At 72.4% G+C, this 14,562-nt stretch carries 16 protein-coding genes; 12 read left to right on the top strand and 4 right to left on the bottom strand.

The window, feature by feature from the left end:
* Window positions 1-138 precede the first annotated feature (138 nt).
* The 5 genes from EDD90_RS32615 to EDD90_RS32595 all read left to right on the top strand — a co-directional run bounded on the left by EDD90_RS32615 (window position 139) and on the right by EDD90_RS32595 (window position 3,821).
* A complete protein-coding gene (locus EDD90_RS32615) occupies window positions 139-1,536 on the top strand; it encodes a diaminopimelate decarboxylase (RefSeq protein ID WP_123976475.1) in 1,398 nt (465 codons plus the stop codon).
* Between the two features lie 172 nt (window positions 1,537-1,708).
* Entirely contained in the window at window positions 1,709-2,098 is a 390-nt protein-coding gene (locus tag EDD90_RS32610; RefSeq protein WP_123976474.1) for a hypothetical protein, read from the top strand.
* Window positions 2,095-2,886, top strand: a complete 792-nt coding sequence (locus tag EDD90_RS32605) for a transcriptional regulator (RefSeq protein WP_123976473.1) — start codon at window positions 2,095-2,097, stop codon at window positions 2,884-2,886. The genes EDD90_RS32610 and EDD90_RS32605 overlap by 4 nt, the downstream gene beginning before the upstream one ends.
* 31 nt (window positions 2,887-2,917) lie before the next feature.
* Window positions 2,918-3,418 (top strand): roadblock/LC7 domain-containing protein, encoded by a 501-nt coding sequence (locus EDD90_RS32600; protein ID WP_123976472.1) that lies wholly within the window; start codon window positions 2,918-2,920, stop codon window positions 3,416-3,418.
* A gap of 28 nt (window positions 3,419-3,446) precedes the next feature.
* Window positions 3,447-3,821 (top strand): hypothetical protein, encoded by a 375-nt coding sequence (locus tag EDD90_RS32595; protein WP_123976471.1) that lies wholly within the window; start codon window positions 3,447-3,449, stop codon window positions 3,819-3,821.
* 19 nt (window positions 3,822-3,840) lie between these two features.
* On the opposite strand, the gene EDD90_RS32590 is transcribed toward EDD90_RS32595, so the two are convergent.
* From EDD90_RS32590 to EDD90_RS32580, 3 genes are all read right to left on the bottom strand, one after another.
* On the bottom strand, window positions 3,841-4,443 hold the full coding sequence (locus EDD90_RS32590) for a hypothetical protein (RefSeq protein ID WP_123976470.1): 603 nt from the start codon (window positions 4,441-4,443) through the stop codon (window positions 3,841-3,843).
* A gap of 83 nt (window positions 4,444-4,526) precedes the next feature.
* Window positions 4,527-5,369 (bottom strand): MurR/RpiR family transcriptional regulator, encoded by an 843-nt coding sequence (locus EDD90_RS32585; protein ID WP_123976469.1) that lies wholly within the window; start codon window positions 5,367-5,369, stop codon window positions 4,527-4,529.
* A complete protein-coding gene (locus EDD90_RS32580; protein ID WP_123976468.1) occupies window positions 5,366-6,874 on the bottom strand; it encodes an aromatic amino acid ammonia-lyase in 1,509 nt (502 codons plus the stop codon). The genes EDD90_RS32585 and EDD90_RS32580 overlap by 4 nt, the downstream gene beginning before the upstream one ends.
* A 141-nt stretch (window positions 6,875-7,015) precedes the next feature.
* Between EDD90_RS32580 and EDD90_RS32575 the strand changes: the two genes are divergently transcribed.
* The 6 genes from EDD90_RS32575 (at window position 7,016) to EDD90_RS32550 (ending at window position 11,529) form a co-directional block, all read left to right on the top strand.
* Window positions 7,016-8,053 (top strand): ABC transporter ATP-binding protein, encoded by a 1,038-nt coding sequence (locus tag EDD90_RS32575; protein ID WP_123976467.1) that lies wholly within the window; start codon window positions 7,016-7,018, stop codon window positions 8,051-8,053.
* Complete coding sequence (locus EDD90_RS32570) at window positions 8,050-8,691, top strand: ABC transporter permease (RefSeq protein WP_123976466.1); 642 nt, start codon at window positions 8,050-8,052, stop codon at window positions 8,689-8,691. Before EDD90_RS32575 ends, EDD90_RS32570 begins: the two co-directional genes overlap by 4 nt.
* 1 nt (window position 8,692) lies before the next feature.
* Complete coding sequence (locus EDD90_RS32565) at window positions 8,693-9,355, top strand: ABC transporter permease (protein ID WP_123976465.1); 663 nt, start codon at window positions 8,693-8,695, stop codon at window positions 9,353-9,355.
* Between the two features lie 11 nt (window positions 9,356-9,366).
* Window positions 9,367-10,296, top strand: coding sequence for an ABC transporter substrate-binding protein (locus EDD90_RS32560; RefSeq protein WP_123976464.1), 930 nt, complete (start codon window positions 9,367-9,369; stop codon window positions 10,294-10,296).
* Between the two features lie 129 nt (window positions 10,297-10,425).
* Window positions 10,426-11,049 (top strand): carbonic anhydrase, encoded by a 624-nt coding sequence (locus tag EDD90_RS32555; protein WP_123976463.1) that lies wholly within the window; start codon window positions 10,426-10,428, stop codon window positions 11,047-11,049.
* A gap of 72 nt (window positions 11,050-11,121) precedes the next feature.
* Window positions 11,122-11,529: a hypothetical protein gene (locus EDD90_RS32550; protein ID WP_123976462.1), complete on the top strand. Its 408-nt coding sequence runs from the start codon at window positions 11,122-11,124 to the stop codon at window positions 11,527-11,529.
* 333 nt (window positions 11,530-11,862) lie between these two features.
* Here EDD90_RS32550 and EDD90_RS32545 read toward each other — a convergent pair whose 3' ends face one another.
* Window positions 11,863-13,254: a cystathionine beta-synthase gene (locus EDD90_RS32545; RefSeq protein WP_123976461.1), complete on the bottom strand. Its 1,392-nt coding sequence runs from the start codon at window positions 13,252-13,254 to the stop codon at window positions 11,863-11,865.
* 149 nt (window positions 13,255-13,403) lie between these two features.
* Between EDD90_RS32545 and EDD90_RS32540 the strand changes: the two genes are divergently transcribed.
* Window positions 13,404-14,480 carry an SGNH/GDSL hydrolase family protein gene (locus EDD90_RS32540; RefSeq protein ID WP_185149295.1) on the top strand — a complete coding sequence of 359 codons (1,077 nt, stop codon included), beginning with the start codon at window positions 13,404-13,406 and terminating at the stop codon, window positions 14,478-14,480.
* Window positions 14,481-14,562 lie beyond the last annotated feature (82 nt).

Raw genomic sequence — 14,562 nt, 5'->3', positions numbered from 1 at the left:
GTCTGCCTCCTCGGATGTTCTTGCGGTTATTCACATCCTGGCCCCCTGAATAGAACTAGTCAATACATCGGTCGGCCAGCGTGGGCGCCCCCCGGATGTTTGGCTGGACTTATGGGCCTTAAAGGTGTGGACGACGACATGTCAGGGGACGTCGTGGACGGCGACAGGGACGGGTGCGGGGACGACGTCGAGCGGGCCGTGCGGCGGGACGTCGCCGTGCGGGCGGCGGTGGAGCAGGGGCTGCTGAGGCCGGACGCGCCGCTCGTGGGCCTGCTGGACGTGACCGGCATCCGCGCCTCGGCGGCGGCGCTCCGCCGGGCGTTCGCGGCGGTGGCGGCGCCGGGGACGGAGATCCTGCACGCCTTCGCGGTGAAGGCGAACCCGCTGGTGCCGGTGGTGCGGCTGCTGGCCGCGGAGGGGATCGGCGCCGAGGTGGCGAGCGCGGGCGAGCTGGCGCTGGCGCGGGCGGCCGGGGTACCGGTGACGCGGACGGTGTTCGACGCGCCCGCGAAGACGGCGACGGAGCTGCGCGAGGCGCTGGCGCTGGGCGTCGCCGTGAACGCGGACAGCCCGCAGGAGCTGGGCCGCATCGACGCCCTGGTGCGGGGCGGCGGCCCCGGCCGCTCCCCGCTCGGCATCCGGGTGAACCCGCAGCTCGGTGCCGGGTCGATCGGGGCCACCTCCACCGCGACGGCGACCTCGAAGTTCGGGGTGGGGCTGCGGGACGAGGGGGCGCGGGAGTGGGTCGTACAGGCATTCGAGGAGCGGCCGTGGCTGACGCGGCTGCACGCGCACATCGGGTCGCAGGGCATCCCGCTGACGCTGCTGGCGCGGGGCGTGGCGGAGACGTACGCGCTGGCCGAGGAGATCAACGCGCGGATCGGACGGCGGCAGATCGACACCCTCGACATCGGCGGCGGGCTTTCGGTCAACTTCGGGTCGGAGCGGACGGAGCCGACGTACGCGCAGTACGCGCGACTGCTGGCGGAGGCCGTGCCGGGGCTGTTCGACGGGCGGTACGGGCTGGTGACGGAGTTCGGGCGGTCGCTGCTGGCCCGGCACGGCACGGTGGTGGCCCGGGTGGAGTACGCGAAGAGCTCGGGCGGACGGCGGATCGCGGTGACGCACGCGGGCGTGCAGGTGGCGCCGCGGACGGTGTACGTACCGGAGGCGTGGCCGGTGCGGATCGCCGCGTACGACGCGAAGGGGCGGCCGAAGGAGGGGGCGCCGGTGGTGCAGGACGTGGCGGGGCCGGCCTGTTTCTCGGGCGATCTGCTCGCCGAGGGGCGTGCGCTGCCACCACTGGAGCAGGGGGACCTCGCGGCCGCACTCGACACCGGCGCGTACTACTTCGGCAGTCACTACTCCTACAACTCCCTTGCCCGGCCCGGAGTTTACGGCTTCGCACCGGACGGCGACGGGGGCGTGGCGTTCGCCGTCGTACGGGAGCCGCAGACGCTCGCGGAGATCGTGGCCGAATCCGGCGGGGCGCACGCCGACGCGCTCACCACCCTGCATGCTTCCGCGAGCCGTTGAGACACCCGTGACACAAGGATCAACTGGTGCGAAAAGCAGCCCAGTTGACCAACACTAGCCTGCCGAAGGCATGTTCCACCGGAAAATGCCAAACGACTCACCCCTCCCCGCACACGTTGCGTAGTGTCTGCGTCACTCAACCGGAGTCCCAGGCGGTGGGAGGGGAGCCACGGTGCCCGGAATCGACGAGTGTTTGCTGGAAGCGATGCGCCTGCCCGGTGCCCGGGGCGCAGCGTTGGTGGACTGGACGAGCGGGCTGGCCCTGGGGACGGTCGGGGAGGCGCCCGGCGGTGACCACGAGACCACCGCGGCGGAGGCCGCCGAGCTGGCCCGGCTGGCCGCCGAGCACGGGGCGTTCAGCACGGGGGACGACATCGATGTGAGTCCTCCGGTGGAGGACCTGATCGTCAGCAACCGGGACAGCTACCACCTGCTGCGGTTCGTGGTCACGTCCTTCGACGCCACGGTGTTCCTGCATCTGTGGCTGGCTCGCGAGGACGGCAATCTCGCCCTCGCCCGGATCCGGCTCGGCGACATGGCCGAGCGGCTGGTGCTGGGATGACCGTGGTCGAAACGCCTCCGCCGCTGCCGGTCCGGGACCGAACGGCCCTGCGCGACCGGACGGCCGGCGCGCTCTCGCCGATGCTGATACGCCTCGCCGCGGAGCGGGCCACCGGAGTCCTGGTCCGCGAGTACGGCAGCCTGCACCTGGCCGAGGGCCGCGTGGTGCACGCCGAGAGCCCGCTCGCCCCCGGCCTCGACGTGCTCCTCACGGCCCACGGCACGCTCGACGCGGCGGCCTGGCCGTGGACCGACGACATACCGGCCGCCACCCACCGGCTGCTCGCCGCCGGTCTGCTGCCCAGAGGCGCCCTGGAACTGTGCGGGCTGAACGCGCTCTACGACGCCGCGTACTTCGCGCTGTCGCCCAGCAGCACACCGGGCCGCTTCCGCTACGGCGACCCGCCCACCCCCGCTCCGCTGCACTCCGTCCCCGTCGCCGCCGTGGAACGCGAGACCCTGCGCCGCCGTGAGCTGCTGGACCGGCTCTGGCCCGACCCGGCGACGGACGGCGCCCCGCTGATCCGCGCCGACCCCCTCGCACCGCCGCCGCTCACCCCCCGGCAGCGGGCGGTCCTGGACCGGGTGGACGGCGTCCGCACGGCCCCGGAGATCGCCCGGGAACTGGGCCGGCCGGCCTTCCACACGCTGGTGGACGTCCGACGGCTGACGGCGGCCGGGCTTCTCGCCCCGGCGAGCACCGTGGCCGCCCCACCCGTGCTCCCCCCGGTCACCGACCCCGACATCGCGCTGCTGAAGAGGCTCAGGGATGCGCTGGAGGCCCTTTGAACGGCACCGCCCCGCCGAGAGGAGACAGCTGATGGCGGCAGAACCCGGCAGCTCCGACAGAGAGGCCGTCCTCGACGAGCTGCGCCGGTTACGCAGCCGGATGCCCCAGCTCACCGGCGCCCTCGCGGCCGGCGTGGACGGCCTCGTCATCGCCCATGACCTCCCCGGGGTCGATCCGGAGGGCCTGGCCGCGCTCACCGCGGCGGAGCTCGGTGTCGCCGTCCGGGTCTCGGACGCCACCGGCAAGGGCGAGCTCAGGGAGCTGCTGGTGCGCGGCGAGGACGGCTATGTCGCCACCTACGCCGCGGGCCGCAGCGCGGTGCTCACCCTGCTCACCGAGGACCGGGTGAACGTCGGCCGGCTGCACCTGGAGGGCCGTAGGGCGGCCGTCCGGATCGGGGAGCTGGTCGACGCGGCCGAGGCCGCCGCCAGGGTCCTGCGGCCCGCCCGCGCCACCACCACACGGACCAGAACCACGCGCACGCCACGCACCAGCACCACCACCGACGCGCGCACCGCAACCGACAGTTGAAAACGGAAGTCCGAGAGGAAAGACCACCATGGCCAACACCGAAACCGCGCTGAAAGAGTGCCTCACCTCCATCGAGGGAGCCACCGGCGTGGCGCTCGTCGACTACACCAGCGGCATGGCGCTGGGCACGATGGGCGGCAGCAAGACCTTCGACCTGAACGTGGCCGCCGCCGGCAACACCGACGTGATCCGCGCCAAGATGCGCACCATGGAGCACCTCGGCCTCAAGGGCGAGATCGAGGACATCCTGATCACGCTCTCCAACCAGTACCACCTGATCCGGCTGCTCAAGGGCCGGGGCGGCAACGGCCTCTTCCTCTACCTGGTGCTCGACCAGGCCCGCGCCAACCTGGCGATGGCCCGGCACCAGCTGAAGAGGATCGAGGAGGAGCTGGAGGTCTGACCGGACCTCGGACCAGGCCTCAGACCAGTGCCGCGGTGCGGCGGCGTGCCCCGCCGGGGGCCGCGTCGCCCGCCGCGACGCCGGTGCCGCGGTACGCCTTGACGGTCTTGCCGGCCGGGCCGCCGCCGCGCCCGTCGAGCCAGTCGACGCGCAGCCACATCAGCTGCTCCCCGGCCCGCTCCCGGCGGCCCAGCCAGGCCGCCTTCAGCCGCAGCCCGGTTCCGGTCCCGGCGAGCAGCATGCCGCCGGCCGCGGGCACCGCGAAGGAGCTGCCGAGCGCGACGGCGAAGGCCAGCAGCAGCCACCAGCGGTGGCCCCGGCGCCAGTTCCGCACGGTCACCGCCCGGTCCTGGAGGACGTCGTGCTTGCCGGCCCGGGCGGCACCGCGCAGCAGCGCGGTGTACCGCTTGTGACGGGTGAGCGCCACGACGGCGGCGCCGATGACGAACAACGCGGCCCCGGCCAGGACGCCGATCCGTCGCCCGGTGATCCCCGGGGGCAGCACCCCGACACCCGCCGCGAACACCCCGGCCCACCACAGGGGTGCGGCCCCGGCCCGTACGACGACGGCCACCCGGGCCAGCCCCTGCACCCCACGCCCTTCCCGTGCCCCACGCGCCATGTCCGCAGCCTCCTCGCCGGTCTCCGCCCCAGTCCGTAGGGCGGGACGGTAACCAGCGAACGTGAGACGAGTCTTAAAGCCGCCTACTCGACGAAAAGACCCCGCACCGCCGCCCGCGCGTCGAACTCCTCCAGGCGGGCCTGCGCGTCCGGCAGGTCGTCGCACATCGCCTCCAGGAGCACCCGGCCCAGCAGCATCGGTGCGCAGGCCGTGTCGAAGGCCAGTCCGGTGCCGACGGCGGCCGGCAGCAGCAGGTCGGAGACCTTGGCCACGGGCGCGAACGCGGAGTCGGCGACGGTCACGACGGTCAGTCCGGCCTCCTTGGCATAGCCCAGGGTGTCCACGACCTCGCGGGGGTGCCGGGGCAGCGCGAAGCAGAGCAGCGCGGAGGCGCCGGCGAGGACGGCCGCGTCGATCCGGTCGTGGATCATCGTGCCGCCCTCGTTGAGCAGCCGGACGTCCGGGTGGACCTTGGCCGCGAAGTAGGCGAAGCCGTACGCCTGGGAGGCGGCGGCGCGCAGCCCGAGCACCGGCAGCGGCCGGGAGGCGGCCAGCAGCCGCCCCGCCTGCTGCACCGGGCGGGGGTCGGCGAGCACCTCGGCGAGGTGCCGGAGGTTCTCGATCTCGGCCTCGACGGCCTGCTGGTACTCGTTGTACGACCCGGAGCCGGGCGCCTGCTCCGGGGGCACGACCTCGCGCAGGTGCTTGCGCAGCGCCGGGTAGCCGTCGAAGCCGAGGGCGACCGCGAACCGGGTGACGGAGGGCTGGCTGACCCCGGCCAGTTCGGCCAGCTCCACGCTGGACAGGAACGGCACGTCGGCGGCGCGCCGCACCATGCTGTGCGCGATGCGCCGCTGGGTCGGCGTGAGCCGGTGTCCCTCGAAAAGCGCCTGCAAGCGAGTCGCAGGGCTGTCGGTCACGCTCATGACGTGCTCCCCCTCCAGATGTCCGTGAACCGGTCGAGCAGTTCGGCCGCCGCCATGACGTCGTCCGTGAGCGGCCGGTCTGCCGGGTCCGCCTCCAGCACCGCCTCGGCGAGTTCCAGCGCCCTGCCCGCCCCGAGCCCGGGTTCGGGCCTCAGTTCGCGCTGGCGCAGCGCCCGTACGGCGGCGACGAGTTCGCAGCCGATCACCAGACGGTACGCACGGCAGGCGCGCAGCGTTTGACGGGCGGCGAGCGAGGCGAAACTGGCCTGCTCCTCGACGCCTCGGGAGAGTACAGCGTGCCCCAGGGAGGCGGGCGCGGAGAAGGCGCGCAGGTCGCCGAGGGCGGCGCCGGCGGCGTACTCCAGGATCATCACGCCGGAGGAGGCGGGCTCCTGGTCGGCGAGGAAGGGGCGCAGCCGGGTGTAGGCGGGCTCGTTGAGGGTGGACAGACGGGATGTGGACAGCCGCGCGACCTGAGTGACGGCGAGTCTGAAGTGGTCCAGTGCGAGGGCGAGTTGGGCCTGGTAGAAGCCGCCGTGGTGGTAGGCGGCGAGGTCCTCGGGCGAGATGAGGGGGTTCTCGGCGGCCGCGTTGATCTCGATCGCCAGCACGCCTTCCAGGGCGTCGGCCGCGTCATGGGCCGGGCCGTGGATCTGGGGCAGGCAGCGGAAGCCGTACGGGTCCTGGATCCGGCCGAGCGGCGGGGTCGGCCGGTCCGCGGCGCCGATCAGCTCCCGCATCCGGCGGGCGACCTCGACGCTCCCCCGGTGCGGGCGGGCCGCGTGCACGGGAGCGGCGTAGGCCTCGTGGGAGCCGTCGACGGCGAGCAGCGAGAGCGCGGCGACGACCTGGGTGGCCTCGATCAGGCCGCGCAACTCGTGCAGGGCGAGCGCGGACTGGCCGAGGGTGAGGGCGTTGCTGCTGATCAGGGCGAGGGCGTCGTTGTTGTCCAGGGGCTGGGATTCCGGAGCGCCGGCGCCCCGCCAGGGGTGCTCCCCCGCCAGCGCCAGCCCCACCTGGGCCAGCGCGGCGATGTCCCCGGTGCCGACCGAGCCGAACTCGTTGACGACCGGATACGCGCCCGACTCCAGCGCCTCGCACAGGGCCGTGACGACACTGGGCCTGAGCCCGGCACCGCCCGCCAGCAACTGGTTCGCGCGCACCGCGAGCATCGCCCGCACCTGCCGGGCGGGCAGCTCCTCGCCGATAGCGCCGGCGTGACTGCGCAGCAGCCGCAGCCCGTGTCCGGCGGCGGCCTCGGTGGGCACGTCCTCGTTGCGGTTGGCGCCGACGCCGGTGGAACGGCCGTAGACGCGGCCGGTCGCCGCGATCTGCCGGGCGGCGTTCCAGGACTCCTCCGCGCGGCGCATCGCGTCCGTGCCGGGGACCGGCCGTGCGGTGCCGTCGGCGAGGCGGACGACGTCCTCGACGCCCGTTCCGATGCCGTCGAGGACCACCAGGCCGGAATATGTACCTCCGGGAGCGTCCACGATACGAGACGACATCACGCCCATACTCCCATCAATCCGGACACTTGATCTTGCCTGTCGGTCATCCGTTACCTCGGATTAACGCCAGACCGTTGACAAGCTATTCACACACCAAGAACTCTGCATGACGTTATACAGCCGGGCAAGGGACATCTCATGATCCAGTTCGACGCGGTCCACAAGCGCTTCCCCAACGGCACGACAGCAGTCCACGATCTCTCCCTGGAGATGCCGGAGGGCGGGGTCACCGTCCTGGTCGGCTCCTCCGGATGCGGCAAGACCACCACCCTGCGGATGATCAACCGGATGATCGAGCCGACCTCCGGCACGATCAGGGTGAACGGCAGGGACGTCACCGAGCAGGACGCCGCCGAACTGCGCCGCTCCATCGGCTACGTCATCCAGCAGGCCGGCCTCTTCCCGCACCGCACGGTCCTCGACAACATCGCCACCGTCCCGCTGCTGCTCGGCTGGAACCGGAAGAAGGCCCGCGCCCGCGCCGCCGAACTCCTGGAGACCGTCGGCCTCGCCGCCGACGCCGGCAAGCGCTACCCGCACCAGCTCTCCGGCGGCCAGCAGCAGCGCGTCGGCGTGGCCCGCGCACTGGCCGCCGACCCGCCCGTGCTGCTGATGGACGAGCCGTTCGGCGCCGTCGACCCGGTGGTCCGCGCCCAGCTCCAGGACGAACTGCTCAGACTCCAGAAGGAGTTGAGCAAGACCATCGTCTTCGTCACGCACGACATCGACGAGGCGGTCCGGCTCGGCGACCGGATCGCCGTGTTCCGCACCGGCGGGTACCTGGTCCAGTGCGCGCCGCCCGCCGAACTCCTGGCCCGCCCGGCCGACGACTTCGTGGCCGACTTCCTCGGCGCCGAGCGCGGCCTGAAGCTGCTCTCACTGAAGACCCTCGCCGAGGTCCCGCAGGGCCCGGCACCCGAGGGCGGCGCCTGGACCCTGGTCCTCGACGCCGACCGCAGGCCGCTGCACTGGGCCTCGAAGGACGCCGAACTCCCCGTACGGCCGCTGACCGACGGCGACTCCCTGCTCTCGGCCCTCAACGAGTCGATCGCCTCCCCCACCGGCCTGATAGCCCGGGTCGACGCGACCGGCGCCCTCACCGGCGTCTCGTCCCGTGACGACATCCACGTCCACGCCGGCCAGGCGCACTCCGAGGCCCGGGTGGTGGCCGCATGACCATCGACTGGTCGTGGATAGGCGACCACACCGACGACCTCACCAGCCTCACCCTCTCCCACCTCCAGGCCGCGATGACCGCCGTCTTCTTCGGCCTGCTGATCTCGCTGCCGCTCGCGGTGCTCGCCCACCGGGTCCGCTCGCTGCGCGGCTTCCTGCTCGGCCTCTCGAACGTGCTCTTCACGATCCCCTCGATCGCGATCTTCGTACTGCTGCTCCCGGTCAGCGGCCTGACCCGGACCACCACCGTCATCGGCCTGACCGTCTACACGCTGGTCGTGCTGCTCCGGAACACCGTCGAGGGCCTGGACTCGGTCCCGGCGAAGACCAAGGAGGCGGCGAAGGCGATGGGGACGCGCCCGCTGCGCACCCTCCTCACCGTCGAGTTCCCGCTCGCGCTTCCCGTGATCTTCGCGGGCATCCGGATCGCGACGGTCATGTCCATCTCGCTGGTCTCGGTCGCCACCTACATCGGCGACGGCGGCCTCGGCCAGCTCTTCACCGACGGCTTCCAGCGCGACTTCCCGACCCCGGTGATCGTGGGCGTGGTGCTCACGATCCTGCTCGCCGTGGTCGCGGACGCGCTGCTGGTGGCCCTCCAGTACGTCCTCACCCCGTGGCGCAGGAGGCGAGCCTGAGATGTTCGAACTCTTCAAGAACCTCGGCACCTGGCTGACCAGCGGCTCCCAGTGGGCCGGCCAGGACGGCATCGCGCACCGGCTCGCCGAGCACCTCCAGTACTCGCTGCTCGCCACCCTGATCGCCGCCGCGATCGGCCTCCCGATCGGACTGCTGATCGGCCACACCGGCAAGGGCGCCTTCCTCGCCATCAACCTGGCGTCCTTCGGGCGCGCGCTGCCGACCGTCGGCCTGGTGGTCCTGGTCTTCCTGGCGGGCGGGCTCTCGATGCTGCCGGTGTACGTGGCGCTGGTCGCCCTCGCGGTCCCGGCGATCGTCACCAACACCTACGCCGGCATGACCGCCGTGGACCCGGACGTCCGCGACGCGGCGCGCGGCCAGGGCATGCGCGGCCACCAGGTCCTCCTCCAGGTCGAGTTGCCGCTGGCGCTCCCCCTGATCATGACGGGCCTGCGCCTCGCGCTCATCCAGGTCGTCGCCACCGCCACCATCGCCGCCTACGTCTCCTTCGGCGGTCTCGGCCGCTACGTCTTCGACGGACTCGCCCAGCGCGACCTCGTCCAGGTGCTCGGCGGCGCGGTGCTGGTCGCGGTCGTGGCCGTCGTACTCGACCTGCTGCTCAGCACCCTCCAGCGCCTCCTCTTCCGCCACCGCACTGCCTAGGGATCCCGCAGATGAACCGTCGTACCCTCCTCGGTGGCCTGCTCGCCGCCGGATCCGTGCCCGCCCTCGCCGCCTGCTCCAGCGGTATCACCTCCCTGAACGAGAGCAGCGGTTCGACCGCGGGCGGCGGCTCCAGCAAGGGCGGGATCACCATCGGCACCGCCAACTTCACCGAGAACCAGGTGCTCGGCTACCTCTACGCGGCCGCCCTCAAGCAGGCCGGCGTCAAGGTGAAGGTCCGCCCGAACCTCGGCACCCGGGAGATCGTGATCCCCGCGCTCAAGGCCGGCGACATCGACCTGCTGCCCGAGTACCAGGGCGCCCTCCTCAACTACCTGGCCCCGAAGGACGACTCGTCCGAGCCCGGCACCATGCAGAACGCGCTCACGCTGGCGCTGCCCAGCGGCCTCCAGGTGCTGCCGTACGGGCAGGCGGCCGACTCCGACTGCTTCGTCGTCACCCGGGCGACCGCCCAGAAGTACGGCCTGACCTCGCTCGCCGACCTGGCCGCACAGAACGGCAAGCTGGTCATCGGCGCCGCGCCCGAGGTGAAGAAGCGGCGGGTGGGCGCGATCGGGCTGCAGGAGGTGTACGGCGTCCAGTTCAAGGAGTTCAAGTCGCTGGACTCGGACGGCCCGCTGGTCAAGGGCGCGTTGAAGAAGGGCGATGTGGACGTGGCGAACCTCTTCACCACCGACACCGACATCGCGGCCAACGGCTGGGTGGTGCTGGCCGACCCGAAGAACCTGATCCCCAGCCAGCACATCGTCCCCCTCATCGCCGACCGCAAGGCCGACGACACGGTCCGCAAGGCCCTCGCCAAGCTCGGCAACGTCCTCACCACCGAGCAGCTCACCCAGCTCAACAGCCAGGTGGACAACGACAAGAAGGACCCGGAGGACGTGGCGAACGCGTACGCCGAGCAGCACGGGCTGGCCTGACCGGCCGGATGCCCGACCGGGTATCGCGCGGGCGATGATCCGGCCAAGGGTCGTTAAACCAATACACATCGTAACGTTTCCGCCGCGTACAGTGATGACCCTACCGGCACCAGCACCTGAGGAAGCGTCATGGCCTCCAACCCCACGGCCTTTCCGGCGGCCACCGCCGTCGGCGCGCCGGCCGTCGCCTTCTCCTCGGCGGCCGTCGCCCCCTCCTCGGCGAGCGCAGCCCTCGACGAACTGCTCGCGGGCAACCGGCGCTTCGCCACCGGCCGCCCGCGCCGCACCCGGGCCGCCCGGCAGCGCCCGTTCGCCGTCGTCCTCGCCTGTGTCGACTCCCAGGCCGTCCCCGAGCTGGTCTTCGACCAGGGGCTCGGGGACCTGCTGTGCATGAGGACGGCCGGGCAGGTGCTGGACGAGGCGGTGCTCGGCTCGATCCAGTACGGCGTGGCGGAACTGCGCGTCCCGCTGGTCGTGGTGCTGGGTCACGAGCACTGCGGGGCCGTCGCCGCCACCCTCGGCCGGCTGAGCACCGGCGCGCCCGTCCCGGGCCATCTGGAGCTCCTGGCCGACGAGATCGCCCCGGCCGCCCGCCGGACCAGGGCGCTGCCCGGGGACTGGGCCGCCCACACCATGCGGGCCCACACCGTGTGGGTGCGGGACGCGATCCGGGCGGACTCGGCGTTCGCGGGAGCGTCGGTGGTCGCGGCGCGGTTCGACCCGGACAGCGGGCTGGTGTCGCTGCTGCCCTGAGGGCGGACCCCCGGGCGGATGCGGGGGATTGCCCCAGTGCGGCGGCGGTCCCCGGTCCCTACCGTGGACGCCATGACGGACGCGCATGACACCGACCTGAAGAAGGACCTCTCCGCCACCCTGCACGCCCGCAGGGAACTGGGGCCGGAGTACGAGTCGGAGCTGGCCGACTCCTTCCTGGAGAAGCTGGACCAGCGCATCGACGGCGCGGTGGAGCGCCGGCTGCGCCGAGGCATGGCCGAGCAGCAGATGCAGGTGGCCCGGGGTGCGCGGAGGTCGAAGGGCAGCGATTCCTGGGGCGAGCGGTTCGGCTTCGGGATCGTCTCGCTGGTGCTGGCCATCCCGCTGTCGGCGATCGGCGGCACCTTCGCGGGCGTGACGGGCCTGATCGCCACCTGGATCGGCATCGTCGGCGTCAACGCGGCCCAGGCGGTCCGCCTCAACCCCGGTCTGTTCCGCGGCGCGGGCCGCGAGGACTGAGCCCGGAAAAAGTAATGCGCGGGGACCGCCGCACCCCCGTTGCCGGGGGGCGGGACGACGGCGGTCCCCGCGAGGGACATGGACCGGGTCAGGGCCGGGTCGCACGTCCGGGCGTCCATGGAGGTCCGGGAGCCGCTCCGGAGGTCCTTGGACGTTCGGTGCCGGCTGGGGCGGGGAGCCGCTCCCGCCCTGCCGACACCCACTAATCTGCCGGACCCGTGTTAAGCGTGTGCTGCGTGGACGTGACGCGCTCGTACCACTTCCGCGAAGTCCACCGCTTCGATAGGGAAACAGTAAGTTCCGGGGATTCACGGGCCGTTCACCGGAGGTTCGCTACTGCTTGCCGCCCTTGGCGAGAAAGGCCAGCAGGTCCTGCCGGCTGACCACGCCTGTCGGCTTGCCCTCGACGAGGACGATCGCCGCGTCCGCCGCGCCCAGCACCTTCATCAGGTCCTCGACCGGCTCGCCGGAGCCGACCTGCGGCAGCGGCGCGCACATGTGCTTCTCCAGCGGGTCCTCCAGGGAGGCCCGCTTGCTGAACAGCGCGTCCAGCAGCTCGCGTTCGACGACCGAGCCGACGACCTCGGCGGCCATCACGTCCGGGTGGCCGGCGCCAGGCTTGACGACGGGCATCTGCGAGACACCGTACTCGCGCAGCACCTCGATGGCCTGTCCGACGGTTTCGTCCGGGTGCATGTGGACGAGGGAGGGGATGGTCCCGGCGGCCTTGTCACTGAGGACGTCGGCGACGCGGGCGCTCGGGCCCTCGTCCTCCAGGAAGCCGTAGTCGGCCATCCACTCGTCGTTGAAGATCTTGCTGAGGTAGCCGCGGCCGCTGTCCGGGAGGAGTACGACGACCACGTCGTCCGGGCCGAGCCGCTCCGCCACCCGCAGCGCGGCCACCACGGCCATCCCGCAGGAGCCGCCCACCAGCAGCCCCTCCTCCTTCGCGAGGCGCCGGGTCATCTGGAACGAGTCCTTGTCCGACACCGCGACGATCTCGTCGGCGACCGTCCGGTCGTAGGCGGTCGGCCAGAAGTCCTCACCGACGCCCTCGACCAGGTACGGCCGCCCGGAGCCGCCGGAGTACACCGAGCCCTCCGGGTCGGCGCCGACCACCTGGACGCGGCCGTCGCTGGCGTCCTTCAGATAGCGCCCGGTGCCGGAGATGGTGCCGCCGGTGCCGACGCCCGCCACGAAATGGGTGATCTTCCCCGCCGTCTGCTCCCACAGCTCGGGGCCGGTCGAGTGATAGTGCGACAGGGGGTTGTTCGGGTTGGAGTACTGGTCCGGCTTCCAGGCGCCGGGGGTCTCCCGCACCAGCCGGTCGGAGACGTTGTAGTACGAGTCCGGGTGCTCGGGGTCCACGGCCGTCGGGCAGACCACGACCTCAGCGCCGTACGCACGCAGCACGTTGATCTTGTCGGTGCTCACCTTGTCGGGGCACACGAAGATGCACTTGTACCCCTTCTGCTGGGCCACGATCGCCAGCCCCACCCCGGTGTTTCCGCTGGTCGGCTCGACGATGGTGCCGCCGGGCTGCAGTTCCCCGCTCTTCTCGGCGGCCTCGATCATCCGCAGCGCGATGCGGTCCTTCACGGACCCGCCCGGGTTGAAGTACTCGACCTTGGCGAGGACGGTGGCCTGGATGCCCTGGGTGACGCTGTTGAGTCTCACCAGCGGGGTGTTGCCGACGAGACTGATCATCGAGTCGTGGAATCGCACCGTTGTCTCCGGTTGCCTGCAAAAGAAATGGTCTTGGTGGTGTCGCCAGCCTACGGGGCACGTCCGAGGTTCACTCCCCGTTGAGATTGGCGGACGGTCCGTACGGGGCAAGGAGTGGATGGACGGCAACGAGGAGGTGGCGGCGGCGCATGACGAGCATGTCGAGGGCACGGGTGGCCCGGCGGATCGCGGCCGGTGCGGCGTACGGCGGAGGCGGGATCGGGCTGGTCGGCGCGGCCGCGGTGGGGGTGGTGCTGGCCGAGGTGCGAATGGCCAGGACGGCGGTGGGCAACGGCAACAGCGGCGGACGGGTGCCGACCGCCGACGGCCGCTACGGCGACGGGTACGGCAACCCCGGTGAGGGTCATGAGCCTCCCCTGCGGCTGGCGATCCTGGGCGACTCCACAGCGGCGGGCCAGGGCGTGCACCGGGCCGCCCAGACGCCGGGCGCACTGCTGGCGTCCGGCCTGGCGGCCGTCGCGGAACGCCCGGTGGAACTGCGCAACGTGGCCCAGCCCGGCGCCCAGTCCGACGACCTGGACCGGCAGGTCGCCCTGCTCCTGGGCTCGACCACGCCGGTCCCCGACGTCTGCGTGATCATGATCGGTGCGAACGACGTCACGCGCCGGATGCCCCCGACCCGCTCGGTACGCCATCTCTCGGCGGCGGTACGGCGGCTGCGCACGGCGGGTGCGGAGGTGGTGGTCGGCACCTGTCCCGACCTGGGCACGATCGAGCCGGTACGGCAGCCGCTGCGCTGGCTGGCCCGGCGGGCGTCCCGGCAGCTGGCCGCGGCCCAGACCATCGGCACGGTGGAGCAGGGCGGCCGCACGGTGTCGCTGGGCGACCTGCTGGGCCCCGAGTTCGCGGCCAACCCGCGCGAACTGTTCGGCCCCGACAGCTACCACCCGTCCGCGGAGGGCTACGCCACGGCCGCGATGGCGGTGCTGCCGACGGTCTGCGCGGCCCTGGGCCTGTGGCCGGCGGAGGAGGAGCGCCCCGATGTCACCCGCCGCGAGGGCTTCCTGCCGGTCGCCCGCGCCGCGGCGGAGGCAGCGGCCGAGCCCGGCACGGAGGTCACGGCGGCGATGCCGACAGGGCCCCGGGGACCGTGGGCCCTCCTGAAGCGCCGCCGGCGGCAGCGCGTCGAACCGCCCGACCTGCCGGCCGGCCCGGTCGCCGAGGAGACACGGTCGAGGGCCACGACGACGAACCAGGACGGCTAGGGACGGAACACTCGGGTGGCGGTGACCGGCGACGCGTACGAGCCGCCCGGGGATCCGCCACTCGGGACGCTCCGCGGGGAAA

Origin of the sequence: Streptomyces sp. Ag109_O5-1 (assembly GCF_003814875.1) — a bacterium.
Lineage (GTDB): Bacteria > Actinomycetota > Actinomycetes > Streptomycetales > Streptomycetaceae > Streptomyces > Streptomyces sasae.
The sequence above is the reverse complement of the archived record's forward strand: the minus strand, read 5'-3'. Positions and strand labels throughout refer to the sequence as shown.

Excerpts from the sequence above, each read along its gene's own strand:
- EDD90_RS32600 (WP_123976472.1), top strand. The coding sequence starts at position 2,918 with ATGGCGGCAGAACCCGGCAGCTCCGACAGAGAGGCCGTCCTCGACGAG.
- EDD90_RS32580 (WP_123976468.1), bottom strand. The coding sequence starts at position 6,874 with ATGTCGTCTCGTATCGTGGACGCTCCCGGAGGTACATATTCCGGCCTG.
- EDD90_RS32570 (WP_123976466.1), top strand. The coding sequence starts at position 8,050 with ATGACCATCGACTGGTCGTGGATAGGCGACCACACCGACGACCTCACC.
- EDD90_RS32565 (WP_123976465.1), top strand. The coding sequence starts at position 8,693 with ATGTTCGAACTCTTCAAGAACCTCGGCACCTGGCTGACCAGCGGCTCC.
- EDD90_RS32540 (WP_185149295.1), top strand. The coding sequence starts at position 13,404 with ATGACGAGCATGTCGAGGGCACGGGTGGCCCGGCGGATCGCGGCCGGT.
- EDD90_RS32590 (WP_123976470.1), bottom strand. The coding sequence starts at position 4,443 with ATGGCGCGTGGGGCACGGGAAGGGCGTGGGGTGCAGGGGCTGGCCCGG.
- EDD90_RS32605 (WP_123976473.1), top strand. The coding sequence starts at position 2,095 with ATGACCGTGGTCGAAACGCCTCCGCCGCTGCCGGTCCGGGACCGAACG.
- EDD90_RS32555 (WP_123976463.1), top strand. The coding sequence starts at position 10,426 with ATGGCCTCCAACCCCACGGCCTTTCCGGCGGCCACCGCCGTCGGCGCG.
- EDD90_RS32560 (WP_123976464.1), top strand. The coding sequence starts at position 9,367 with ATGAACCGTCGTACCCTCCTCGGTGGCCTGCTCGCCGCCGGATCCGTG.
- EDD90_RS32615 (WP_123976475.1), top strand. The coding sequence starts at position 139 with ATGTCAGGGGACGTCGTGGACGGCGACAGGGACGGGTGCGGGGACGAC.
- EDD90_RS32595 (WP_123976471.1), top strand. The coding sequence starts at position 3,447 with ATGGCCAACACCGAAACCGCGCTGAAAGAGTGCCTCACCTCCATCGAG.
- EDD90_RS32550 (WP_123976462.1), top strand. The coding sequence starts at position 11,122 with ATGACGGACGCGCATGACACCGACCTGAAGAAGGACCTCTCCGCCACC.
- EDD90_RS32585 (WP_123976469.1), bottom strand. The coding sequence starts at position 5,369 with ATGAGCGTGACCGACAGCCCTGCGACTCGCTTGCAGGCGCTTTTCGAG.
- EDD90_RS32575 (WP_123976467.1), top strand. The coding sequence starts at position 7,016 with ATGATCCAGTTCGACGCGGTCCACAAGCGCTTCCCCAACGGCACGACA.